This is a genomic window from Bacterioplanoides sp. (assembly GCF_965226395.1).
Lineage (GTDB): Bacteria > Pseudomonadota > Gammaproteobacteria > Pseudomonadales > Oceanobacteraceae > Bacterioplanoides.
Map to the genome: position 1 here is coordinate 3,374,367 of NZ_OZ245358.1, position 21,881 is coordinate 3,396,247.

The following is a 21,881-nucleotide window of genomic DNA, read 5'->3' on the forward strand; positions in this document are numbered from 1 at the left end:
AATGCGGGTTTTACCCGACTTTTTGCACTTTTTCTTAAGACGCTGCTTTTGCCAAAGAGGGAATTTTGGGAGAATGCAGAACCTTTCTGATGATTATTAGTTTTTCTCATGACCGAAGCGCAGAAGCATCTGTTTTCTAACTATCCCTATTGGGCCGAATGTTTTGGCACGGCGCCTTTTTTACCCATGTCGCGTGCTGAAATGGACGAACTTGGCTGGGACAGCTGTGATGTGATTCTGGTAACGGGAGATGCTTATGTCGATCACCCCAGCTTTGGTATGGCGGTGATGGGGCGGATGCTGGAATCTCAGGGCTTCCGGGTGGGCATTATTGCTCAACCCGATTGGAACGACCCGAATGCCTTTACGGCGCTGGGTAAGCCAAATTTCTACTTTGGTGTGACCGCGGGCAATATGGACTCGCTGATCAACCGTTATACCGCTGATTTAAAAGTGCGCTCCGATGATGCCTATACCCCCCACGGTGAGCCGGGTAAGCGTCCGGATCGTGCGGTGATTGTGTATTCGCAAAAATGCCGCGAAGCCTATAAAGATGTGCCGATTGTTATTGGTGGTATCGAAGCCAGTTTGCGCCGTATTGCCCAATACGATTATTGGTCGAATCAGGTGCGCCGTTCGGTATTGATTGACTCCGGTGCTGATATTCTGTTGTACGGCAATGCGGAACGAGCGATTGTTGAATTAACCCATCGTTTATCCTCGGGTGAGCCGATCGATACCATTACCGATCTGCGTGGCACCACCATTGTGCGTGACGCGACGCCGGATGGCTGGACTGAAATTGACTCGTCCCGTATTGATTGGCCGGGGCAAATTGATCAGCTGCCGAACCCATATGAAATGAAAGAAGCCAACAGCGACAGCTGTGCTTCTGACCAACAAGGGCAGGCCGATAGCGATGCAGACCCGGATGTGATGCCGGTGAAGATTATTCCGATGCCACTGCAGCGCAAAATTGAGCACGATCTGGATACCACGGCAGTGCGCTTACCTTCCTTTGAGAAGGTGAAAAACGACAGCGCCTTGTATGCGCATGCTTCCCGGGTGCTGCATCAGGAATCCAACCCGTATAACGCCCGGCCGTTGATTCAAAAACACGGCAGCAAAGAAATCTGGGTAAACCCGCCGCCGATCCCATTGGAAACCGATGAGATGGATTCGGTGTTTGGTTTCGCGTATCAGCGTGTGCCACACCCGAGTTATGGTGATGCCCGTATTCCGGCGTATGAGATGATCCGTTTTTCGGTGAATATTATGCGCGGCTGCTTTGGTGGCTGTACCTTCTGTTCCATTACCGAACACGAAGGCCGTATTATTCAGAGCCGTTCGCAGGAATCCATCATTAACGAAATTGAAGAGATTCGCGATAAAGTTCCGGGCTTTACCGGCACCATTTCGGATCTGGGTGGGCCAACCGCCAATATGTATTTCCTGAAATGTAAGAGTCAGGAAATTCTGAAAAACTGCCGTCGTTTATCCTGTGTGTATCCGGGGATATGTAAAAACCTCGAAACCAGCCATAAACCCACCACCGAATTGTATCGTGCTGCCCGTGCATTACCGGGTATTAAGCGGATTGCCATTGCTTCTGGCCTGCGTTACGACCTGGCGGTAGAAGATCCGGAATACGTCCGTGAGCTGGTGACTCATCATGTGGGCGGCTATTTAAAAATTGCGCCGGAACATACCGAGCAGAATGTGCTCACTAAAATGATGAAGCCGGGTATGGGCACTTACGATAACTTCAAGCGGATGTTTGATAAGTTCTCGAAAGAAGCGGGTAAAGAGCAATATTTAATTCCTTATTTTATTGCCGCACACCCGGGCACTGAAAATAAAGACATGATGAATCTGGCGTTGTGGTTAAAGCGCAATAAATTCCGGGTTGATCAGGTGCAAACCTTCTATCCGTCACCGATGGCATTGGCAACGGCCATGTACCATTCGGAGCGCAACCCACTGAAGCGCATGAGCTATAAGCAGCCGAAGATGAATATCCCGCGTGATATTAATCAGCGGCGTATGCATAAAGCGTTTTTACGTTATCACGACGCCAAAAACTGGCCGATGCTGCGTGAAGAATTAAAAGCCATGGGACGTCAGGATTTAATTGGCTCTGGCGCCAATGCGTTAATTCCGGCTGAAGATGATGTAGGCAATAAGCGAGTTCAACGGCCTGGCTTTAAAAAAGAGGGCTTTAAAAAGCCGTTAAAAGGCAAAGCCGGTTCTTCAAAATCGCAGGGAAAAGCATCGGGTAAGAAGCCCGGGCAAAAATCAGTAGCGGCTAAGTTTGCTTCGAACTCACCTGCTAAGCAAAAGCCTGCTAAATCGACGTCAGCTAAGCCGGCAGCAAATAAATCGGGTAAGCCGAAAAAAGTTCGCAAGCTGAAATAACCATGCACTGGCTGCTTGAACACGAAGCATTATTCCGGCTTGGCTGTTTCAGCAGTATATTTGTGTTAATGGTGATAGGGGAGTTGGCTCTCCCTTATCGCCAGCAGGCTCATAAACCCCAGCGCTGGTTGAATAACCTCGGGCTGATGCTGTTGAATACGCTGGTATTACGCTTATTGTTTCCGGCCGCCGCCATTGGTATCGCCTTTTATGCCCAGCAGCATGAGATCGGTTTGCTGAATGGATTGCTGAATCCGTTAAGCCTGAATGATTCTGGTTTTCTTTCATTTTTGGTGTTGGTTGTATCGGTGTTACTGCTCGATATGCTGATTTATTGGCAACACCGGTTATTCCATCAAATACCGCTGTTATGGCGGCTGCATCGGGTACACCATAGCGATCGAGGATTTGATATTTCCACCGGGGTGCGTTTTCACCCGCTGGAAATTGTGTTGTCGATGTTGATTAAAGGTGGATTGATCCTGTTGATTGGTTTCTCCCCTATTGCCGTACTACTGTTCGAAACTCTGCTTAGCAGCTGCGCTATTTTTAATCACGGCAACGTCAGTTTGCCTGCTGCGTTAGACCGCTTGCTGCGCAAAATACTGGTGACGCCTGATATGCACCGGATTCATCACTCTGAAATCATTAATGAAACCAACAGCAATTATGGCTTCAGCATTACCTGGTGGGATAAGCTATTTGGCAGCTATTGTGTGGAAGCTGCAGCGGGAAAAGAAAATATTGTTCTCGGTTTGAGCCAGTATCGCCAGCCGGAACGTGTGAACCGTTTTGTGGCGTTATTGATGATGCCGTTTCGGTGATGGCTTGTTTTGCTACTAATGATTTTGATTGGCGGGAAGTGTGCTGGTGTGGTCAATCTAAGCTGGATACTCTAGTGCGCGATGCCATTTGTTAAGCGCTTTCATCTAATGACCCCGCTGGCCATCTACTTAGTGTTCTTGCGACAGCTTCAGCAATTTGCATTGTAGGGGGAGCTTCGCACTCAAACCAATTGCCGAATGCCAATGCAATTTTTTGAAAATCAGAATTGGTCAGATTTTCTAACATGGTTGGTGTTACATCGTTTCCGAGGGCCTTCCAAATAGCCTCGCAGCATTCATGAGGTGAGGCCTCAAAAAATGGAACAGGAGGAGAGACTAAATCACCAAACTCTTCTCCCATCGCACTTTCAAAATCTGCTCTCAAGGGCTGCTTCTCTGTCATAGGCTATCTTACTGGTTAACGCCGCCAGCAGCGGCCTGATGAAACGAGGCCCAACGACCGCAGGGAGTGATGCTGGCTGGCCTTGCTATACGTTTTTGAATAATTCTGATTGTTCGTAGCTTAGGTCGTGGTTTAAAACTTTGTATAAATGTTCAAGCGCCTTGTACGTTTTTAAGTACTCTTCGTCGCTTGGAATTAAAGGCGAATTTTCAAATTTTTTTGCCACATCAGATGGGAGAATAAAACCTTCATTGCCATCATCGTCTTTAGTTAGTTCGACCTCTACCTCGGTAAAAAAGTCTTTGCTATGAGCAACTTCATTTCGTAGTTTTATTAGCGCAGATAAAAGCTGGTAATCAGTAGACGTATTGTCGGTGACATACTTTCCACTTGATATTAGAAAACCAATTGAGTCTAACTTGCCCCTGAGGCTCATAGCTAAGAATGCTTGAGCATGACGCTTGTAGTCTTCTCTTGGGAACGTGTTATGCGACCAACTTACAATGCTGTCATTTAATGCACTTTCTAAGGTTGCTGCTGCCGTAAGGATAAATGAGTATTTTACTGGATTTCTTTTTATATCCTCATCTTCCATGTGGTCCAGAAGGTAGTTTGCCGCAAGCAATAGACCTTGAGCAGAATTAAATATGAATGACATTTTTTCTGGCATGATCACTCCATGACCGTATAGCGCCCGCATTTGAGTCCGATTGAAAGGAGGTCCAAAGCCGCGAAGCGGCTGAGCAGCATGGTTTGTTAGCTATCACTGTGGACCTTCCTAAAATGCTTATCCAGATTCTTGGGATTCAATGAAGTCCTACAGATAGGGCATTTAATAATATCATTAGAAATACTATTTTTAATGGATATTGAATCTTTAGCGGGAGCAGATTCAGGTTCCTTTTTTTCTGGGTCAAAGTTGTACTTAAACTCGAGTTTTTCTAGTACTTTCTCTAGCGCTTGTATTATGTAAAGACGATTTGCACCGAATGCGTAATATCCAGTTCTCATTCGCTTGATGGGCATTGAAGGATCTGAAGACCGGCGTTTGTCTTTCAGCGTGCCATTATCAAGAAAAGTTATCGGATACCTAAACTCACGACCCTCACCATACCACTCTCCTCCAGGCCCCCAGTTTTGTATGTTTCCGTTGTAACAGCTGTTCCCAATTATAGATTCCATCTCAGCGAGGATTTTCTTCTTTATGCTTTCGTCCATTGGGTCACGACCTCTTCTGAAATAGCTAACAGTTTATTCGTGTGCGCGCCTGATGTCTTAGCAAGGAATACTCGGGCTTATGGTTGTGACTAACTGATTTCACTTTGAAACCTTCCTTAGCAAGATCATTCCTTTCAAGAAAAGCGTGCGCGCACACTGTTTCAGCCACTGGATGCCTACTATATTGTAAACCATATGGCTAACTTGTTGATTCTATTGATGTTAAAGCTATCATCGACAGATAAAGCAGGCAAGCCTGAAAACAATGTACGCTAAAGAGTAGGGATTATCTTAAATCATACTGTTTTAAATTAAGGCGCTCGCGCCTTAATCCGACTTCTTCTCGCCCATTTTGGAAATCTCTTCTAAGCGCTTAATAATGTCACCATTAACGCTGCCTTCCGGGAAGTCGCCATCCGGACTGGCCTGACCCGCTTCGCGGTTCAGTAATAATTCAATCGCCTGATCAACATGTGACACGGCATGAACGGCAAATTCACCGTCATTGACCGCGTCGATCACCTCTTGTTTCAGCAATAAATTATTGGCGTTGGAGGCCGGAATAATCACACCTTGTTTGCCGGTTAAGCCACGGGCTTTGCATAAGCGGAAGAAACCTTCGATCTTTTCGTTTACACCGCCAATGGCCTGAACCTCACCATACTGGTTCACCGAACCGGTAATCGCAAAGCTCTGATCAACTGGCTCATGAATTAAGGCCGAAATTAAACACACCAGCTCACCCAGTGATGCACTGTCACCGTCGATATAGCCATAAGACTGTTCCATGGCGATATGCGCAGAAATAGCCAGCGGGAATTTCTGAGCGTAACGGTTACCTAAAAAGCCGCTTAAAATCATCACGCCTTTGGAGTGGATGGCCTGACCCAATGACACTTCGCGTTCAATATCAACCACGCCTTTGGAACCCGGATACACCGTGGTGGTAATACGTGCGGGGGAGCCAAAGCTGGTGTCGCCCAGCGCCATCACGGTTAAGCCGTTAATTTTGCCGATGGCTTTACCACTGGTTTCCAGTAGTACGGTGCCGTCCATCATTTGTTCAAATAATTTATCGTAAACCCGTCCGGTGCGTTCTTGCTTAGCGGCGATAGCGCGATCCAGATGCAGGCGCTCAATAAAGGTATCACCCGCTAACTGGCGAATAAAATCGGCCTCGGCCAGTAAATCAAACTGCTCACCGATGCGGGCACTTAATACGTCTTGTTGCTCGGCCAGGCGAGCGCTGAACTGAATCATACGAATCACGGCGTCGCGGGTTAAATCCGCATGACCCTGTTCATCAAGGCGACTTTTAATTAACCGTGAAAAGCCTAATAAATTATCGTCGTTTAACGGCAGGTCGGAGTCGAAATCGACCACGGCACGGAATAAACGTTTAAAGTCTTCGTCGTATTCCTGCAATAAGTAATAAATCTGGCGTGAGCCAATCAACACTAGCTTAACCTGTAGCGGAATACGCTCCGGCAGCAGGCTGGTGGTATTAATTAAGCCCATTTCAGAATAGGGCGAATCGAGTTTTAATTGCCCGGACTGCAATGAGCGTTTTAACGCATCCCATACCCAGGGCTCGGATAACACTTTTTCAGCATCGAGAATTAAATAACCGCCATTGGCTTTGTGTAATGCTCCCGGGCAAATGCGTTGGAAGTTGGTGACTAATGCGCCCTGGTCGCTGGCGTATTCGATGCGGCCAAATAAATTGCCATAGCTGGGGTGAGGTTCATAAACCACCGGCGCACCACTGTCGGCAGCGTGGCGGGTGGCAAAGTTCGGCATCAGCGATTCTTCCATGCTGGAGCGCTTAACGTATTCTTCGCGCAGTTCCAGCAGTTTGTCGTCTACCAGTTCTTCCAGTACCAGTCGTGGCAGATGCTCTTCCATTTCATCCAGGTAGTGGATCAGATCCGGTTGCTCTGCAAAACTCTCACGAATGGGCGTTAATAACGGCGCAATCGCTTCTTTAATGGTTTCCTGATTTAACAGACGTAAGGCATCGCTGCTTTCACGCTTCCATTGGGGTAATTCCGACAGCTGCTCACTGAGCATTTGTTCCAGATCACCAATATCGTCATGAAAGGTATCGCGCTCTTCTTCAGTGAGCTGAGCAAATTCGGTTTCATCCAGTGCTTTGCCATCACGCATTGGGGTAAAACTGATGGTGGAGGCGTCACGGTAAAGTGCAACACCACGTTTGTGTGCTTCACGCTCAACGGTTTCGATGGATTTGTCGTACTTACGATTAAAAATGTAATCAATGGCAGACTTCTTCTGCTGATACGCCGGGTGCTCCAGCGCCGCCGGGAAGGTGGCCAGTAATTGATCAATTAACGTGCTGATATGGTCTTTAAATTCAGACGCCTGTTGCGGTGCCAGTGCTAACGATTTTGGCTCACGCGGGTTTTTAAAATTGTTCACATAACACCAAACATCGGGCGTGCTCTGGCGTTTGGCTTCACTTTTTAAATAGCCCTGAACATACGAAGAGCGGCCAGTGCCTGCCTCGCCCATCACAAAGATATTGTAGCCCGGGCGCTCCATTGCCACGCCGAACTGGATGGCGTTAACGGCACGATCCTGACCCAGCACCCCCTGAAAAGCCTCAATCTCAGAGGTATTGGCAAATGGCAGTTGGTCGTTGCTGATATGGCGGTACAGTTTATTGGCTGGCAGTTGTGTTGCTGCAGAAGCTGAAGTGTCCGGTGCTGAGGTATCTGGTGTGTCTGTGGGAATGTTTGTGCTCATAAATCGTCGCTGATGCTGAAACCATAAAAATACAAAGGGTTACAGTAGGGGCAACGTCAGCTGTTATCAAGGAGTAGGGAATAGCCAAGCGTATTGATTTTGTGCAGCCGATACGCATAATTGCCGCTCCTTCAACCGAGGTCCTTATGTCAGTTCAGCCCGAAGATCGTACTACCATTGATATGTTTGCCAGTCGTGGACCAGGGCGGCCACGCAGCAACCCCTATGATCGTGCGCTGCAATGTCGTCATAACAAGCGCAGTCAGCGTTTGCGCGACAAGGCCAAGGGGATGCATCGTCTTGAGGTGCGCATTGAAGGTGAGGTGGTTCAGGCGCTTGACGATGCTTGTGATGATCTGAATATGACGCGGGCCGAAATCATCGAAAAAGCACTAAAGCAGTGGCTGCACATGGGATAATGTCTTTTATCCGATAACTGCTTGATTTAAAAATAAGTTTTGGTACAGTACGCGCCACTGATTACTTCAGCTCTGAAGTGCTTTCAGTCGTTATGGTGGCCTCTGCTGGTCCCCTCGCAATGATAGGCTGCGAACCCCGCCAGGCCCGGAAGGGAGCAACGGTAGTAGCTGACTCGTGTGCCGGGGTGTGGCTGGTGGAGGTCATCTCCAATCTGAAATATTTTTCTTGTATCGCTTATCCTTCATCTTAACTGCCTGACAGGGTATTATGCGCACCATTGTGTCACCTTCCTGATTTGGAAAATTAATGAGTTATCAAGTACTTGCCCGTAAATGGAGGCCCCGTTTCTTTGATGAAATGGTCGGGCAGGAACACGTATTACGTGCTTTGATCAACGCCTTAAACGAAGAGCGTCTGCATCACGCTTATCTCTTTACCGGCACCCGGGGGGTGGGCAAAACCACCATTGCCCGGATTCTGGCCAAGTGTCTGAATTGTGAGGAGGGCGTCAGTGCCCGCCCATGCGGCACTTGTAGCTCCTGTCAGGAAATTGCCGATGGCCGCTTTGTTGATCTGATTGAGGTCGATGCGGCATCGCGCACCAAGGTAGAAGACACCCGCGAATTATTAGACAACGTGCAATACGCGCCGACCCGGGGCCGGTTTAAGGTCTACCTGATCGATGAAGTGCACATGTTGTCGACCCACAGTTTTAACGCCCTGTTAAAGACTTTAGAAGAACCGCCAGCACACGTTAAATTCCTGCTGGCGACCACCGATCCGCAAAAACTGCCAGTGACTATCCTGTCGCGCTGTTTGCAGTTCAGCCTGAAAAATATGACACCGGAGAAAATTGTGTCGTATCTGGCTCAGGTGCTGGATGCTGAAAAGCTGAGTTATGAAGAGCCAGCTCTATGGCAGCTGGGGCGTGCCGCTCAGGGCAGTATGCGTGATGCCTTGTCGCTTACTGATCAGGCGATTGCCTATGGTGAAGGCCAGGTTGGCGAAGAGCAGGTTAATGCCATGCTGGGCACCATGGATCGTGGGCGCTTATTTAAGCTGGCCGAAGTGATGGCACGGGCGAATGCGGCTGAGGTGTTAACCGAAGTCGCGGCGATGGCGGAACACGGCCCGGATTATGACGAGGTTTTGCAGGGTTTGCTGGCAATCTGGCATCGCGCCTCATTAGCGCAGGTAGTGCCGGATGCGATTGAAAATACTCAGGGCGACCGCGATGCGATTCTGAAACTGTCGGTCAATATGCAGCCGGAAGATCTGCAACTGTATTATCAGATTGCGTTGCAGGGACGCGGAGATCTGAGTCTGGCGCCCGATCCGCGTCAGGGTTTTGAAATGATTCTGCTGCGTATGCTGGCATTCCGTCCAGCACCTCAGGCACCGGTAGATCTGGATTTAGAAAGTGCGCTCAGTGCTGCGCCTGCTATCAATGCCGAGCCTGTTGTTAGTGCTGAGCCAGGGCCCGAAAAAAAAAAGCCACTGACGGTTGAGTCTACGCTTGAGTCTGGGCCTGAAACTGAGCCAGATATTGCGCCTGTTTCTGAAGCTGCTGTACCTGAAACTGCTGTTTCTGAGCCTGAACCAATGCCAGTATCCAGGCCAGAGCCAGCTATTGAGCAACCAGTCGCTGAGCTATCAGCGGCTGAACTCTCAACTGCTGAGCTATCAACCTCTGAGCAGTCAGCGGTAGCAGTGCAAAATCCAGTGGTTGAGGCTGCTAAGCCAGCAGCACTGTCGATAGAGGAGCGCTTACAGCAAGCCCAGCATGATGCGCCGGTTGAAGTGGAATCCCCACCCGCGCCCAGTGTCAAAGACGTCGCTCCGGCAGAACCTGATCAGCCGCTTGAGCCTTTACAGCCACATAACTGGTGGCAATGGGCCGATCGTCTGGCATTAGCGGGTTTACCGCAGGCGATTGCCCGTAATAGTGCGTTGATTGATGTGACGGGTGAGCATTACACCTTTGACGTCGACCCCGCTCAGGGAGCACTGTTTAATGATACGCAGGCAAAACGGATTGAAGCGGCGTTACAACAACTGATTCCCGGCAGCAGCCTGAGTATGGTGCTGCAACCGCCACGTGGTGAAACCCCGGAACAGCGACGCCAGCGTGAAAAGGCCGAAGCCTTTTATGCGGCAAAACAATCGATTGACTCCGACCCGGTGGTCAATCATATCCTTACTGAAATGGGCGGTTATGTGGTGGAAGAAACCATCCGGCCGCTGAGTTAATTCACTCAACACATACAGGACTGTCTTATGATGAAAGGTGGTATGGGCAACTTGATGAAGCAAGCCCAGAAAATGCAGGAACAATTGCAACAGGCGCAGGAAAAACTGGCTGAAGCGGAAGTCACCGGCGAGTCCGGCGCTGGCTTAGTTAAAGTCACCATGAATGGTCGCCACGACGTTAAGCGCGTTGAGCTGGACGATTCCGTGATGGAAGAAGACAAAGAAATGCTGGAAGACCTGCTGGCAGCCGCGGTTAATGATGCGGTTCGTAAAATTGAATCCAACAGCCAGGAGCAGATGTCAAAAATGACGGCTGGCATGGGGATGCCGCCGGGTATGAAATTCCCATTCTGATTGCTGTTTGAATGTCTGCGCCTGACTTTGCTGAACAATTTCGTCAGCTGGTGGATGCCTTTGATGCGATTCCCGGTGTTGGCCCACAAGCGGCCCGGCGTATGGGGCGTTATGTGCTCAGCCATCCGGGATCACGAGCGTTGGGCGAGAGTATTGTTCAGGCCAGAAACAGCCTGAATCACTGTGCTCAGTGCCGTATGTTTACCACGGAAGTTCTGTGTGCCGATTGTATAGCAGCAGAAACTACGGCGGCAGAGACTACGACTGAAAAGACCACGGCTGCTTTGTTTTCTGGCGTTTTGCTGGTAGTCGAACAAGCTGATGAGGCATTGCACTGGCGCGAGCAAGGCTATACCGGCCCGGTATTTGTATTACACGGGGTGTTATCGCCGGTTGCGGGTGTTGGCCCAACTCAGCTTGGATTGGCGCAACTCAAGCAGCGTGTTGCCGCGTTACAAAGTCAGACTCTGTGGTTAGCGTTGCAATCAGATGTGGCTAAGGGTGCTGGAGCTGAGCCCTCTGTGGAAGCCCGGGCAACCGAATTGTTTATCCGCCAGATGCTGCCGGATAAGGATGTGAGTTTAATGAACGATAACGCCATCACTCAGGCGATTAATAATGCAATTGGGGAAACCGAATGCCGATAGCTTCCTTTAAGCCAGAGGCTTTTGAATCACAATGGATTGATAACAATTCCGCGCTGGCCGATATTTGCCAGCAGTGGCTGAGTGAGCCGTATCTGGCGGTGGATACTGAGTTTGTGCGTACCACCACCTTTTACCCGAAAGCGGGTTTGATTCAGGTAACCAGCAGTCAGGGAGATTTCCTGATTGATCCGTTGGCAATCAGCAACTGGCAACCGTTAAAGGATGTTTTTCTGCATCCGCTGGTGGTGAAGGTATTTCATGCCTGTGCGGAAGACCTGGAAGTCTGCCAGCGCCTGGTAGGTTGTGTGCCCGAGCCTTTGGCGGACTCCCAGCATGCGGCGGCATTGGTGGGGAAAGGCGCGTCGATGGGCTTTCAGCGCCTGGTGGCCGATGTGCTGAATGTTGATTTGCCGAAAGGTGAGACACGTTCCAACTGGCTGGAGCGACCGCTGCGCCCCGAACAGATACAATATGCCGTGGCGGATGTGCATTATCTGTATCGCATTTACCCGAAGTTGGTGCAGCAATTAAAAACACTCGGGCGTGAATCCTGGCTGGCGGAAGATTGTCAGCGGATGGTGGATCAGGCGAATACACCAGAGAGTTTGTCTGGCTATTTCCGCCGGGTAAAGCTGGCCTGGAAGCTACGCTCTCAGGAGTTGTTTGTGTTGCAGCAACTGGCAGCCTGGCGTGAGCAACAAGCGCGTGAGCGCGATGTGCCACGTAATAAAGTGATTGATGATACGTCGATGTGGAACATCGCCCGCTTTAAAGTAAAAAACCGCGATCAGCTGATTCGTTCGGGCATGAAGCCCGCCAGTGTGAAAGCCGATGGTGGTGATATTCTTAAGCTGGTGGCTCAGGCGCTGGAGCTGGACAAAAGCCACTGGCCCAAACAGCTGGAGCGGCCGTTAAGCCCGGAAGCCGGACAATGGCTAAAAGAGCTGAAAGTCGTGATTAATGAGCAGGCGGAAGTCCTGCAGCTTCCGGCTGAAATTCTGGTGCGCAAAAAACCACTGGAAGCGTTATTGCGTTCTGCCTTGCCACACGGCAAGGGTGAGTTGCCAGAGTTATTGTGTGGCTGGCGGCAAGAAATAATAGGCGAGCGCCTGTTGCAAAAACTACAACAGCTGGCTGCGGCTGGCTGATTTTACTCGTGTGAAAACCGTTAATAGTGCGAAAACCGTGATGAATAAAATCCTGTGTGATGTGTATCGCTCACTCAAAAAAGACGAAGCGTACCTGTACGTTGAACAGAAGAAAGGACTGAAAGAATTACCCGAAGAATTACTGGAAATTTTTGGCCCGGCTGAAAAAACACTGACGCTGATTCTCACGGAAGATAAAAAGCTGGCGCGTGCGGAAGCGACCAAGGTGATGGAAGAAATCGAAGAAAAAGGTTTCTACCTGCAAATGCCGCCTCCTCGCGAAACTTATATGTTAGATCTGTTCTGCAAGAAAGATAAAAGCGACCATGAGTGCTGAACCGTTTTGGCAAACCAAGACGTTAGCTGAAATGACCCGCCCTGAGTGGGAGTCATTGTGTGACGGTTGTGCGTTATGTTGTTTGCATAAGCTGGAAGACGAAGATACCGGAGAGGTGTATTACACCGATGTTCATTGCCGTTATATGGATACCAGTAACTGCAGCTGTACGGTTTATCTGGAGCGTAATAAAAAAGTCCCTCATTGTGTGTGGCTGACGCCGGAGCAAGCGGAAAGCTTTTTCTGGCTGCCGGAAACCTGTGCTTATCGGTTGCTGGCAGAGAAAAACCCCTTGCCTGAGTGGCATCCGTTAATCAGTGGTGATCCTGAGTCGGTTCATAACGCCGGGATCTCGATTAAAAATAAAGGCATTGCCGATGACCGTATTCCTGAAGAGCAATGGCAGGACCGGATTATCTGGAAAGCCTGATAAATAAGGTAACAAGTTAATGGAAGGAATTGCTGAGTTCTCTGGCTTCTGGCTGCTGTATCTGGTGTTTGCCTGTGTCGGCTTCTGGTGTTGGAATCGCTTATTCTTCTGGCTAAAGCCGGGCAGTGATTTGCGCCGCTTTTTTCATATGCTGGGTGCGGTACTGGTGTTTACTCCGGCGCCGATTGCAGCGGAGTCGGTGTACTTTGCTCCAGCCATGGTGGTATTTCCATTCACCTTGCTGACATCATCGCTGGATAACGCCATGTATGCCGCTAACTGGTTTCTTGGTGGACTGATTGTTGGTGCTGTGGTGCTGGCGGTTATTCAATTGATTCGGTTTCTGCAAAAGCGGGAAGAGGCTGTTGCGGAATCCTGATATCGCCTGATTAAAATGAATAAGTGTTAAATAAAAAGGCCATAAATTGATCGATTTATGGCCTTTTTTGTTTTTACCTTATTGTTTTCAGTTAAAAGCCTGTCTGCTTTTTGATCATTTTTTTAATTTCTTGTCGAGCTGTGATTGCCTGAAATAACAGGTCAATCATTTTTTTCCGTACTTTTCTGGCTAACCCGGAATTCTTTGCTAATTTTAATGCAGGAACGTACTGCATTACGTCGATTCTGGCGAAACTGCGGCGCGAAAATTAACTTGGGGGGATTGTTCCTGTTTCAGGCTGTTCCTGTTCTGGGAAGCAACAAACGGAGTAATCGGGCATCAGAGCTGTTTTGCAGTTTTTGATGGATGAGGATTGGAAATATGGCAAATCATATCTTTATTCTGGCAACGGTCATGCTGCTGGCGGGTATTTTTGGGGGACTGGTGAACTATTACCTGTACGGTGATAAAGACCCGGACGCGGCAAGTCTGCCACGATTTTTAGTGGTCGGTGTGGGTGCTTCATTTTTGGTGCCGGTAGTACTGGACATGGTAAACAGTGAGCTGGTGCTGGAAAGCCAGGGTGATCCATCGCGGTTATTAATTTTTACCGGTTTCTGTTTGATTTCTGCTCTGTTAAGCCGCTTCTTTATCGATAACCTGTCGGATCGTATTCTTAACGAAGCGCAGGTGGCGAAATCCCGCTCAGAAGAAGTTCAGCAAAATCTGCGCGTCATTCAGAACGAATTATTACCACTGATTGATACCGAAACTGAACAGGACATGTCGTCGGCTGATCCTCAGGTTGAAGAAGCCAGTAATGATCTGGATGTGACCTCGGCTCAGGTATTAAAAATTCTGTCCAGCGGTCGTTTTATTTTCCGTTCTCTGGCCGGTGTCTGTCGTGAGGCGAATGAAGAAGAATCCAACATTCTTAAAACATTACATGTTCTGACGACCCGCAGTCTTGCCGGTAAAGTCAGTGGCAAAAACGGGGTGCGCTGGCATATTACCGAAAAAGGCCGTCGCGTGTTGGAAGCTAACCTGTAATTAATCGGTTAGCGCTGCTATTCAAAATAGTGCTGTTATTCAAGATAGTTGATACCCCCGGGAGCATTTATGGTTAACTGTCGTTGGCTGTCGGGGGTGAAATTTTTTTCACTCCTGCTGTTTTTTTCTGTTTTCCTTCCTTTTCAGGCTCTGGCTGAAGAGCCTAAACCTTCCGATGTCCGGATTATTATTGATATCTCCGGCAGCATGAAACAAACCGATCCGCAAAATTTACGGATTCCGGCACTCAATTTATTGGTCGAATTATTACCGGATGGCTCACAGGCTGGTGTCTGGACCTTTGGTCGTTATGTCAACATGCTGGTGCCTTTGTCTGCGGTGGATCAGGGCTGGCGTGATCAGGCAAAAAATAAAGCACAAACCATTAATTCCGTCGGTCTGCAAACCAACCTCACTGAAGCACTGGAAAAAGCACAATGGCAAATGGCTGCCGACAGTGGTTTTGATCATAGTGTGATTCTGCTGACTGATGGCAAGCTCGATATGACTGAGCAAGGCGCGCCAGCGGATATTAATCAACGTGAAAAACAACGGTTATTAACTCAGGTATTACCGGACTATATCGCCGCCGGCGCTAAAGTTCATACTCTGGCACTGTCAGATGCAGCAGATGAAAAAATGTTGCAGCAGATTTCGCTGGAAACCGGTGGTCTGTTTTTAAAAGCCGGTTCGGCCGATGATTTATTAAAACTGTTTCTGAAAGCGTTTGATCGCGCCGTGCCAGCCGAGCAGGTGCCGATCACGAATAATCAGTTTGATATTGATGACAGTGTGCAGGAGTTTACCGCACTGATCTTCCGAAAATCAGACGCTCAGCCAACCACGCTGATCAGCCCGGATGGCGAACGTATTGATGAAAACAGCAGTCGTAAAAATGATTTGGTTCGCTGGCATAAAGATCTGAACTTCGATCTGATTACGGTCAAGCAGCCGCAAGCAGGGCAGTGGGCAGCGGATGCTGATATTGATCCGGATAACCGGGTGCAGATCCTGACCGATCTGAAACTCAGGGTAACCGGATTGCCGAATAATATTTTTGCCGGATATCCGGTGAATCTTGAAATGGCGCTGACCGAAAAAGATGCGGTATTAAATGACAAAACCATTCTGGCGCTCACGGATTTAAGCATCAAGGTGACGGCACCGGATGGCCGCATGGGCAGTAAATTATTATCAGACCCGGAAGTGTTGCCAGAAGACGGCGTATTTCGTGAATCCCTGACACGCTTGTCGCAGCAAGGTGAGTATCAGATTGAAGTGCTGGCTGAAGGGCGAACTTTTAAACGCAAGCAAACCTTAACCGCCATGTTGTCAGAGCCGTTGGCGGTTAGTGTGACTCCGGATTATGACAATCAGATCCTGCAGGTGGCCGTGACGCCGGGGGTTGAAAATATTGATACCAGCCTGTCGCGTATTATCGCCCGTATTACCAGCCCGGACGAAAGTTCGGTGATTCAATCGATGGAATATATGGCTGATAAAAACCAGTGGGTGCTGGCGCTGAGTGCCGATAAAGGCCCGGGTGAATACGGTGTCTTGTTAAATATTCGTGGTGTGACCGACAACGGCAGCACGTTTAAAAGTAAGCCAGAAAATATCAGTGCTGTTTTTCCGCTGGTGAAGCCGGGCATGGCGATTGAAACCGATCCGGCGCTGGAGCATGACGGTGCGATGGATAAGGGCATGATGAAGCCTGACGAGGCCGTTGCTGATGCGGGTAATATGGATAAATCTGCGTCGATGGAGCCAAAGCCGAATCAGCAGCCAGATGCGGCACCTGGAACTACACCTCAATCCGAGCCAGAACCTGAACCTCAGCCAGAACCCGAGCCTGCTCCTGAGCCCGAACCTACTCCGGAACCCGAACCTGAGCCAGTAGTCGCTCCGGATCTGGCTGCGAAATTTGAGGAACAGCAGGAGAGTGCCGATGAAGAAGCCCCGGTCGAAGAGGAAGGTATTGCCTGGTGGGTATACCTGTTACTGGCTCTGGGGAATATCGCGGTATTTGGCGGTGTGGGTTACTGGTGGTTTATCAAGCGTAAAGCCAATAATCCGGAAATGGCAGCGAAAGCCGATAAAGAAGCTCGCTTGCCACCGGATCTGGAAACACCGGAATTTGATGAGTCGGAACTGGATGGTGATTTTGATGCCTTCAGTGATGATTCTGAAGAAGAGATCGCTCCGAGCCCGGCAGCGCCCGGCACGGCGGCCGAAGCTGCGAGTGATGACGGCTTAGGTCTGGATGATGATTTTGCTATTGATCCGGATGCCGGTGGCGATAATGCCGATGAAAGCTGGGGCGAATTTGATGATCCGTTTGACGACAGCGAGGAGAAAAAAGACGGCGATAGCTGACCTCGCAGTCACCTGGCGGCATTACAAACTAATCTCATAGCAGCTCCTGATAACAGCAGGGCTCTGATAAAGAGCCTTGCTGATCCATACCAGCCTCCTTATACTTCTGGCGTAATTCGTTGAATAATTTGTCACTAAGTCAGAGGTTTTTTATGAAGTTTCAGGGCACTGAAGAGTACGTAGCAACGCCCGAACTGCGTATGGCAGTGAATGCGGCCATCACGCTACAGCGTCCACTGTTACTGAAAGGTGAGCCGGGTACCGGTAAAACCATGCTGGCCGAGCAGCTGGCTAAATCTCTCGACACTGAACTGATTCAGTGGCACATCAAAAGTACCACCAAGGCGCATCAGGGCCTGTATGAGTACGACGCCGTTTCTCGTTTGCGTGACTCCCAGCTGGGCAATGATAAAGTCCACGACATCAAAAACTACATCGTTAAAGGTAAGTTGTGGGAAGCATTCACGGCCGATAAGCCAGTGGTATTGTTGATTGATGAAATCGATAAAGCCGATATCGAATTCCCCAATGATCTGCTGTTGGAACTCGATAAAATGGAGTTCTACTGCTACGAAACTCAGGAGCGTATCGTTGCTAAACACCGCCCGATTATCCTGATTACCAGTAACAACGAAAAAGAACTGCCGGATGCTTTCCTGCGTCGTTGTTTCTTCCACTACATCGACTTCCCGGATGCCAGCACCATGAAAGACATCGTGGAAGTGCACTACCCGGGTATCCAGAACGAGCTGGTGGCTGAAGCGATGGATGTATTCTTCGACGTGCGCAAAGTGCCGGGCCTGAAGAAGAAACCATCCACCTCCGAACTGATCGACTGGCTGAAACTGCTGATGGCCGATGAGATTGGTGTTGAAGTGCTGCGTAACCGCGATACCACCAAAGCCATTCCGCCAATGTACGGCGCACTGGTTAAAAACGAACAAGACGTTCAGCTGCTGGAACGACTGGCCTTTATGAGCCGTCGCAAAGGCTGATTACGGTGGTGAAAAACGAACAGCAGGGGTCGGCTTATGCTGATTGATTTTTTTCAGACCGTGCGCAAAGCCAAGGTGCCGTGCTCTATTCGTGAGTATCTGGATCTGGTGGCGGCGGTTCAGGCGCATGTTGCGTTTGCCAATCTCGATGACTTTTATGCACTGGCTAAGCTGGTGCTGGTCAAAGACGAAAAGCATTACGATAAATTCGATAAAGCGTTTGGCAACTATTTTGAAGGATTGGATATCGTTGAATTATTCAGCGATGAAGCCACGATTCCAAAAGACTGGATGCGCAAAGAATTCGAGCGCATGCTCAGTGAAGAGCAAATGGCGCAGATTGAAGCCATGGGCGGGATTGATAAGCTGATGGACGAATTCCAGAAGCGTCTGGAAGAGCAGGAAAAGCGTCATCAGGGTGGCAATAAAATGATTGGCACTGGCGGTACCTCACCGTTTGGTTCCAATGGCTACAATCCCGAAGGCATTCGTATTGAGCAAGGCCGTTCACGCCATAAAAAAGCCGTTAAAGTCTGGGAGCAGCGTAACTACAAAGACCTGGATGACAGCATTGATCTGGGTATTCGTAACGTGAAAGTGGCGTTGCGCCGGTTGCGTAAATTTGCCCGTCAGGGTGCTGCAGAAGAGCTGGATTTAGGCGATACCATCGCTTCAACCGCCCGTAATGCCGGATTCCTCGATATCAAAATGGTGCCAGAACGTCATAACGCCGTGAAAGTACTATTGTTCTTTGATATTGGCGGCACCATGGACCCGTATGTGAAGGTCTGCGAAGAATTATTCTCAGCCGCTCGTACCGAGTTTAAGCATATTGAGACGTTTTATTTTCATAACTGCTTATACGAGTCGGTTTGGAAAAATAATATCCGCCGCCTGAATGAACGCACCGAAACCTGGGATTTGTTGCGCAAATACGGTCAGGACTACAAAATTATTTTTGTTGGTGATGCCATGATGGCGCCTTACGAAGTCACCCATGTGGGTGGTAGCGTCGAGCACTGGAACGAAGAACCGGGAGCGGTTTGGTTACAGCGTATGGCGGATCAGTACGACAAACTGGTGTGGTTAAATCCGGCACCGGAAGCACATTGGGGCCAGGGTGGATCGCTGGGGGCGATCAAGCAGATTGTGAAGGATAAGATGTATCCGTTGACATTATCTGGCCTTGAAGACGCTATGCGTTTCTTAAGTAAGTAAAAGCGGATAAAAGATAGGTAAGAAAAAAGCACTAACGTTCCAATTGTCGGTTGGACGTTTTTATACGACAATGTGCCTGGCACGGATGCCTGATGGTTGTACGCAAAATGTGCAGTTAACAGTGTTTATAACTACAAAAACAAAACCGCAAAAATTAAAGGGCGATCCGACCAATGAAGGTCATGGGGAATTTACTGAGCACACCGGGCGTGATAGCACGGCTGGTGTCTGTCATTGCGCTGATGTGTGCGACTACTGCTGTCGCACAAAATCAGCTGATACCGTTGCGCAAAGGACCGGGCAGCGCCTTCCCTGTTGTTTCTGAAATTCCAGCCAATCATTCCTTAACACCGGTTTTACGTCAGGGCCACTGGCTGAAGTTATCCGATGGCCAGCGTACGGGCTGGGTACATGAGCGGCATTTGGTTGAATCAACCACCGTTAGTGAGTCCCAGTTATGGCTGGTGCGTGAGTCCGGTCCGTTATCAAAATGGCAATTGCAGTTGGGTGTGAATACGGAAGAGGCGTATCAGCTGGGTGTTTTGTTTCCCCGGCAGGATTATGACCTGGCGCTTCGTGCGGAACGGGGTTTTGATGCTGCGGCCAACTGGTATTCATTACAACTGGCACTGGAAGCGCCATTGTGCCGTTATCAGCAATCGTCACTGGTTGCAGGCGTTGCTGTCGGCAGTGGTTCGGCTGAGGCGGGCAGTGATCGCTGGAACGATGATGGCGAAACACAAACCACCGCACTGGCGGCGGTTAATCTTGATTGGCAAGCCGAGCTGAATCGTCAGCTGACATTTATTATCCGCCTGAAAAATGAGCAGGCATTTGCCGGTAACCGCGCCAACGATACCAGCTTGGCGCTGATGTGGAATCTGAAGTTATGAAAGCCCGATCGCTGTTGTGTTTGCTGGCCAGCTTATATCTGACGCCGCTGATGGCCGAAGAACTCACCGATATTTATCAACCAAGAGTGCTGTCAGCCGGCGTTAGCGCTGATGCCAGCATTGACGAAAACCTGGGCAGCTGGGGCATTGGCATTGCTCAGATTGCCCAGCAGAACCTGTCTTCCAGTCTGGCGTTAAATGCCGGAGCTCGTTATTTTGCCGGAGAGCGCTGGCATGTGCTGGCCGGTGTCCAGATTGCCCAGTTCAGTGACCGGGTGATTCGCAATGACCAGGGAGAAGTACTGGTTAAAAAAGACGTCACCTCGGTGCTGATTAATACCGGGCTGGGGTATCAGTTATTGCAGGGCAGTGCCAGTTTTGATGGCAGTCGTACTTATCCCTGGCAGTTAGCCTTGGAAGGGTATGTGGGCGAGCAATTCAGTGGCAAAAGCAGTGGCTTGTATTATGGCCTGGGCACGTCCTGGCAGTTGCAGCTGGATGAGCGGAGCTGGGTTTCTCTTGATTTTAAAAACTTCGCCATCAGCGACGATAATCTCAAACAAGCCGAGGTCGAGCGCGGTATTCAATGGGGCGTCAGCTTTGGTTCGTATTATTAAACCATTTATTAAAGCCTTGGCTGGCGTCTGGCTATTGAGCGCAGCTCTGATCTCTGTCGCTCAGGCAGCAGGCCCAACGCTTAATCAGCATCAACCGAGTGGCGGCAATACCGAGGCTACCGGGAATAAATTGGCCCCGGGCATGAGGGTGCCAGACTTTTCATTGCCGGCTCATAACGGCTGGGGACAACGACTGGCCGAAATGAAAGGCCAGGCGCTGGTACTGATCTGGCTGGATGATTGTGATCGTTGTGAAGAGCGTTTAGCACCTTATCAGCTGTTGGCAGAGGGACTAAAACAAGACGGGCTGAACAGCTGGTTCATCTGGACACCGGATGGGGATGATCGTCCACCACGGATGCGTCTGCCGGTGCTGATTGCAGATAAAAAATGGCGTACCGGATGGCAGTTTGCTGATCGTCCGGCGATTATGCTGATCAATGCCGATGGGGTGTTAGAGCAGTTATTGTTGGGAGATCTGAGCGACAACTTCTCCCGTTTAGAAATATTGCTGCCGCAATGGTTAGCCAATATGTCACGACTTAATCGGTAAAATCAGCGGCTTTTGTGTATCCGCTGCGGAGAAAAAATGAAGTTTATTACCCGAGGTTTAATACGTTTTGTTGCTGCATGTGCACTGCTGTTCACTGCGCTATCTGGATATGGCGAAGAACAACAAAACCCGCAGCTGCAGCAGGATGTTCAGGCGGTGAAACAAGCCGTACTGGAATTAAATAAAGATTTATACGAGCTGGAGCAAAACTTGTTAAGTCCGGCAACAACTCGTGCGGCTTTTTATGTGTCGTTGGCTTATGGTGAGTTTTTTGAGCCCTTGTCGATTGAAATTTCCGCTCAGGATGTTACACCGATCCAGCATATTTATACCGAGCGTCAGGTGTCGGCACTGCGCCGTGGAGCGGTTCAGCCACTGGCACAATTTAATCTTGGCCCGGGCAAACATCTGTTTCACGTATTGGTGCGTGGCGTCGATCATTTAGGGCAGGCACGTGAATTGATGATCCATCAGGAAGTTGAGAAAACCGCCCAGCCATTATTGATGGAAATTCTGATCAGTGATCAGCAAGCTCAGGCGAATGCAACGGCTCAGCTGAGAACGTGGTAACGCAGAATCAAAGGTTGT

General features: G+C 49.4%; 22 protein-coding genes and 1 other RNA gene. 19 read left to right on the forward strand and 4 right to left on the reverse strand.

The genetic code is table 11. The annotated features are described in order from the left end of the window. The first annotated feature begins 108 nt into the window (after positions 1-108). Together ACO05E_RS15385 and ACO05E_RS15390 are read left to right on the forward strand one after the other, a co-directional pair. Positions 109-2,415, forward strand: coding sequence for a YgiQ family radical SAM protein (locus tag ACO05E_RS15385; protein ID WP_419810380.1), 2,307 nt, complete (start codon positions 109-111; stop codon positions 2,413-2,415). Between the two features lie 2 nt (positions 2,416-2,417). Next, positions 2,418-3,239, forward strand: a complete 822-nt coding sequence (locus ACO05E_RS15390) for a sterol desaturase family protein (RefSeq protein WP_419810381.1) — start codon at positions 2,418-2,420, stop codon at positions 3,237-3,239. Between the two features lie 91 nt (positions 3,240-3,330). On the opposite strand, the gene ACO05E_RS15395 is transcribed toward ACO05E_RS15390, so the two are convergent. From ACO05E_RS15395 to ACO05E_RS15410, 4 genes are all read right to left on the reverse strand, one after another. Next, positions 3,331-3,642, reverse strand: coding sequence for a hypothetical protein (locus tag ACO05E_RS15395; protein WP_419810382.1), 312 nt, complete (start codon positions 3,640-3,642; stop codon positions 3,331-3,333). An 85-nt stretch (positions 3,643-3,727) separates the two neighbouring features. Further along, positions 3,728-4,312, reverse strand: coding sequence for a hypothetical protein (locus ACO05E_RS15400; protein ID WP_419810383.1), 585 nt, complete (start codon positions 4,310-4,312; stop codon positions 3,728-3,730). Positions 4,313-4,398: 86 nt separating this feature from the next. Next, positions 4,399-4,860, reverse strand: a complete 462-nt coding sequence (locus ACO05E_RS15405; protein WP_419810384.1) for a hypothetical protein — start codon at positions 4,858-4,860, stop codon at positions 4,399-4,401. Between the two features lie 327 nt (positions 4,861-5,187). Further along, on the reverse strand, positions 5,188-7,626 hold the full coding sequence (locus tag ACO05E_RS15410) for a Lon protease family protein (protein ID WP_419810385.1): 2,439 nt from the start codon (positions 7,624-7,626) through the stop codon (positions 5,188-5,190). 146 nt (positions 7,627-7,772) lie between these two features. On the opposite strand from ACO05E_RS15410, the gene ybfE reads away from it, so the two are divergent. The 17 genes from ybfE (at position 7,773) to ACO05E_RS15495 (ending at position 21,863) form a co-directional block, all read left to right on the forward strand. Next, the gene (ybfE, locus tag ACO05E_RS15415) at positions 7,773-8,045 is read left to right on the forward strand and encodes a LexA regulated protein (protein WP_419810386.1); all 273 of its coding nucleotides are present in this window, start codon (positions 7,773-7,775) and stop codon (positions 8,043-8,045) included. A 103-nt stretch (positions 8,046-8,148) separates the two neighbouring features. Beyond that, positions 8,149-8,245: signal recognition particle sRNA small type (gene ffs, locus ACO05E_RS15420), an RNA gene on the forward strand. A gap of 107 nt (positions 8,246-8,352) precedes the next feature. Beyond that, positions 8,353-10,296 carry a DNA polymerase III subunit gamma/tau gene (dnaX, locus tag ACO05E_RS15425; protein WP_419810387.1) on the forward strand — a complete coding sequence of 648 codons (1,944 nt, stop codon included), beginning with the start codon at positions 8,353-8,355 and terminating at the stop codon, positions 10,294-10,296. 27 nt (positions 10,297-10,323) lie between these two features. Beyond that, entirely contained in the window at positions 10,324-10,650 is a 327-nt protein-coding gene (locus ACO05E_RS15430; protein ID WP_255860438.1) for a YbaB/EbfC family nucleoid-associated protein, read from the forward strand. 11 nt (positions 10,651-10,661) lie between these two features. Further along, on the forward strand, positions 10,662-11,297 hold the full coding sequence (locus ACO05E_RS15435; protein ID WP_419810388.1) for a toprim domain-containing protein: 636 nt from the start codon (positions 10,662-10,664) through the stop codon (positions 11,295-11,297). Then, on the forward strand, positions 11,288-12,445 hold the full coding sequence (gene rnd, locus ACO05E_RS15440) for a ribonuclease D (RefSeq protein WP_419810389.1): 1,158 nt from the start codon (positions 11,288-11,290) through the stop codon (positions 12,443-12,445). Before ACO05E_RS15435 ends, rnd begins: the two co-directional genes overlap by 10 nt. Positions 12,446-12,485: 40 nt before the next feature. Next, on the forward strand, positions 12,486-12,782 hold the full coding sequence (locus ACO05E_RS15445; RefSeq protein ID WP_419810390.1) for a YcgL domain-containing protein: 297 nt from the start codon (positions 12,486-12,488) through the stop codon (positions 12,780-12,782). Next, positions 12,772-13,212 (forward strand): YcgN family cysteine cluster protein, encoded by a 441-nt coding sequence (locus tag ACO05E_RS15450; protein ID WP_419810391.1) that lies wholly within the window; start codon positions 12,772-12,774, stop codon positions 13,210-13,212. Before ACO05E_RS15445 ends, ACO05E_RS15450 begins: the two co-directional genes overlap by 11 nt. A gap of 19 nt (positions 13,213-13,231) precedes the next feature. Next, a complete protein-coding gene (locus ACO05E_RS15455) occupies positions 13,232-13,591 on the forward strand; it encodes a hypothetical protein (protein WP_419810392.1) in 360 nt (119 codons plus the stop codon). 381 nt (positions 13,592-13,972) lie between these two features. Next, entirely contained in the window at positions 13,973-14,641 is a 669-nt protein-coding gene (locus ACO05E_RS15460) for a YEATS-associated helix-containing protein (protein WP_419810393.1), read from the forward strand. 69 nt (positions 14,642-14,710) lie between these two features. Continuing rightward, positions 14,711-17,017 carry a VWA domain-containing protein gene (locus ACO05E_RS15465; protein WP_419810394.1) on the forward strand — a complete coding sequence of 769 codons (2,307 nt, stop codon included), beginning with the start codon at positions 14,711-14,713 and terminating at the stop codon, positions 17,015-17,017. Between the two features lie 152 nt (positions 17,018-17,169). Then, positions 17,170-18,012 carry an AAA family ATPase gene (locus ACO05E_RS15470; RefSeq protein WP_255860450.1) on the forward strand — a complete coding sequence of 281 codons (843 nt, stop codon included), beginning with the start codon at positions 17,170-17,172 and terminating at the stop codon, positions 18,010-18,012. Between the two features lie 36 nt (positions 18,013-18,048). Beyond that, on the forward strand, positions 18,049-19,230 hold the full coding sequence (locus ACO05E_RS15475) for a vWA domain-containing protein (protein ID WP_419810395.1): 1,182 nt from the start codon (positions 18,049-18,051) through the stop codon (positions 19,228-19,230). A 173-nt stretch (positions 19,231-19,403) separates the two neighbouring features. Further along, positions 19,404-20,123 (forward strand): SH3 domain-containing protein, encoded by a 720-nt coding sequence (locus ACO05E_RS15480; protein WP_419810396.1) that lies wholly within the window; start codon positions 19,404-19,406, stop codon positions 20,121-20,123. Continuing rightward, positions 20,120-20,740: a hypothetical protein gene (locus tag ACO05E_RS15485; protein ID WP_419810397.1), complete on the forward strand. Its 621-nt coding sequence runs from the start codon at positions 20,120-20,122 to the stop codon at positions 20,738-20,740. Before ACO05E_RS15480 ends, ACO05E_RS15485 begins: the two co-directional genes overlap by 4 nt. Further along, positions 20,724-21,293, forward strand: a complete 570-nt coding sequence (locus ACO05E_RS15490) for a peroxiredoxin family protein (RefSeq protein WP_419810398.1) — start codon at positions 20,724-20,726, stop codon at positions 21,291-21,293. The genes ACO05E_RS15485 and ACO05E_RS15490 overlap by 17 nt, the downstream gene beginning before the upstream one ends. Before the next feature lie 36 nt (positions 21,294-21,329). Then, positions 21,330-21,863: a hypothetical protein gene (locus ACO05E_RS15495; protein WP_419810399.1), complete on the forward strand. Its 534-nt coding sequence runs from the start codon at positions 21,330-21,332 to the stop codon at positions 21,861-21,863. Positions 21,864-21,881 lie beyond the last annotated feature (18 nt).

Coding starts and splice junctions, on each gene's coding strand:
- ACO05E_RS15475 (WP_419810395.1), top strand. CDS start 18,049: ATGCTGATTGATTTTTTTCAGACCGTGCGCAAAGCCAAGGTGCCGTGC.
- ACO05E_RS15390 (WP_419810381.1), top strand. CDS start 2,418: ATGCACTGGCTGCTTGAACACGAAGCATTATTCCGGCTTGGCTGTTTC.
- ACO05E_RS15445 (WP_419810390.1), top strand. CDS start 12,486: ATGAATAAAATCCTGTGTGATGTGTATCGCTCACTCAAAAAAGACGAA.
- ACO05E_RS15470 (WP_255860450.1), top strand. CDS start 17,170: ATGAAGTTTCAGGGCACTGAAGAGTACGTAGCAACGCCCGAACTGCGT.
- ACO05E_RS15385 (WP_419810380.1), top strand. CDS start 109: ATGACCGAAGCGCAGAAGCATCTGTTTTCTAACTATCCCTATTGGGCC.
- ACO05E_RS15450 (WP_419810391.1), top strand. CDS start 12,772: ATGAGTGCTGAACCGTTTTGGCAAACCAAGACGTTAGCTGAAATGACC.
- ACO05E_RS15410 (WP_419810385.1), bottom strand. CDS start 7,626: ATGAGCACAAACATTCCCACAGACACACCAGATACCTCAGCACCGGAC.
- ACO05E_RS15480 (WP_419810396.1), top strand. CDS start 19,404: ATGAAGGTCATGGGGAATTTACTGAGCACACCGGGCGTGATAGCACGG.
- ACO05E_RS15495 (WP_419810399.1), top strand. CDS start 21,330: ATGAAGTTTATTACCCGAGGTTTAATACGTTTTGTTGCTGCATGTGCA.
- ACO05E_RS15395 (WP_419810382.1), bottom strand. CDS start 3,642: ATGACAGAGAAGCAGCCCTTGAGAGCAGATTTTGAAAGTGCGATGGGA.
- ACO05E_RS15485 (WP_419810397.1), top strand. CDS start 20,120: ATGAAAGCCCGATCGCTGTTGTGTTTGCTGGCCAGCTTATATCTGACG.
- ACO05E_RS15465 (WP_419810394.1), top strand. CDS start 14,711: ATGGTTAACTGTCGTTGGCTGTCGGGGGTGAAATTTTTTTCACTCCTG.
- ACO05E_RS15460 (WP_419810393.1), top strand. CDS start 13,973: ATGGCAAATCATATCTTTATTCTGGCAACGGTCATGCTGCTGGCGGGT.
- dnaX (WP_419810387.1), top strand. CDS start 8,353: ATGAGTTATCAAGTACTTGCCCGTAAATGGAGGCCCCGTTTCTTTGAT.
- ybfE (WP_419810386.1), top strand. CDS start 7,773: ATGTCAGTTCAGCCCGAAGATCGTACTACCATTGATATGTTTGCCAGT.
- ACO05E_RS15435 (WP_419810388.1), top strand. CDS start 10,662: ATGTCTGCGCCTGACTTTGCTGAACAATTTCGTCAGCTGGTGGATGCC.
- ACO05E_RS15400 (WP_419810383.1), bottom strand. CDS start 4,312: ATGCCAGAAAAAATGTCATTCATATTTAATTCTGCTCAAGGTCTATTG.
- ACO05E_RS15430 (WP_255860438.1), top strand. CDS start 10,324: ATGATGAAAGGTGGTATGGGCAACTTGATGAAGCAAGCCCAGAAAATG.
- ACO05E_RS15455 (WP_419810392.1), top strand. CDS start 13,232: ATGGAAGGAATTGCTGAGTTCTCTGGCTTCTGGCTGCTGTATCTGGTG.
- rnd (WP_419810389.1), top strand. CDS start 11,288: ATGCCGATAGCTTCCTTTAAGCCAGAGGCTTTTGAATCACAATGGATT.
- ACO05E_RS15405 (WP_419810384.1), bottom strand. CDS start 4,860: ATGGACGAAAGCATAAAGAAGAAAATCCTCGCTGAGATGGAATCTATA.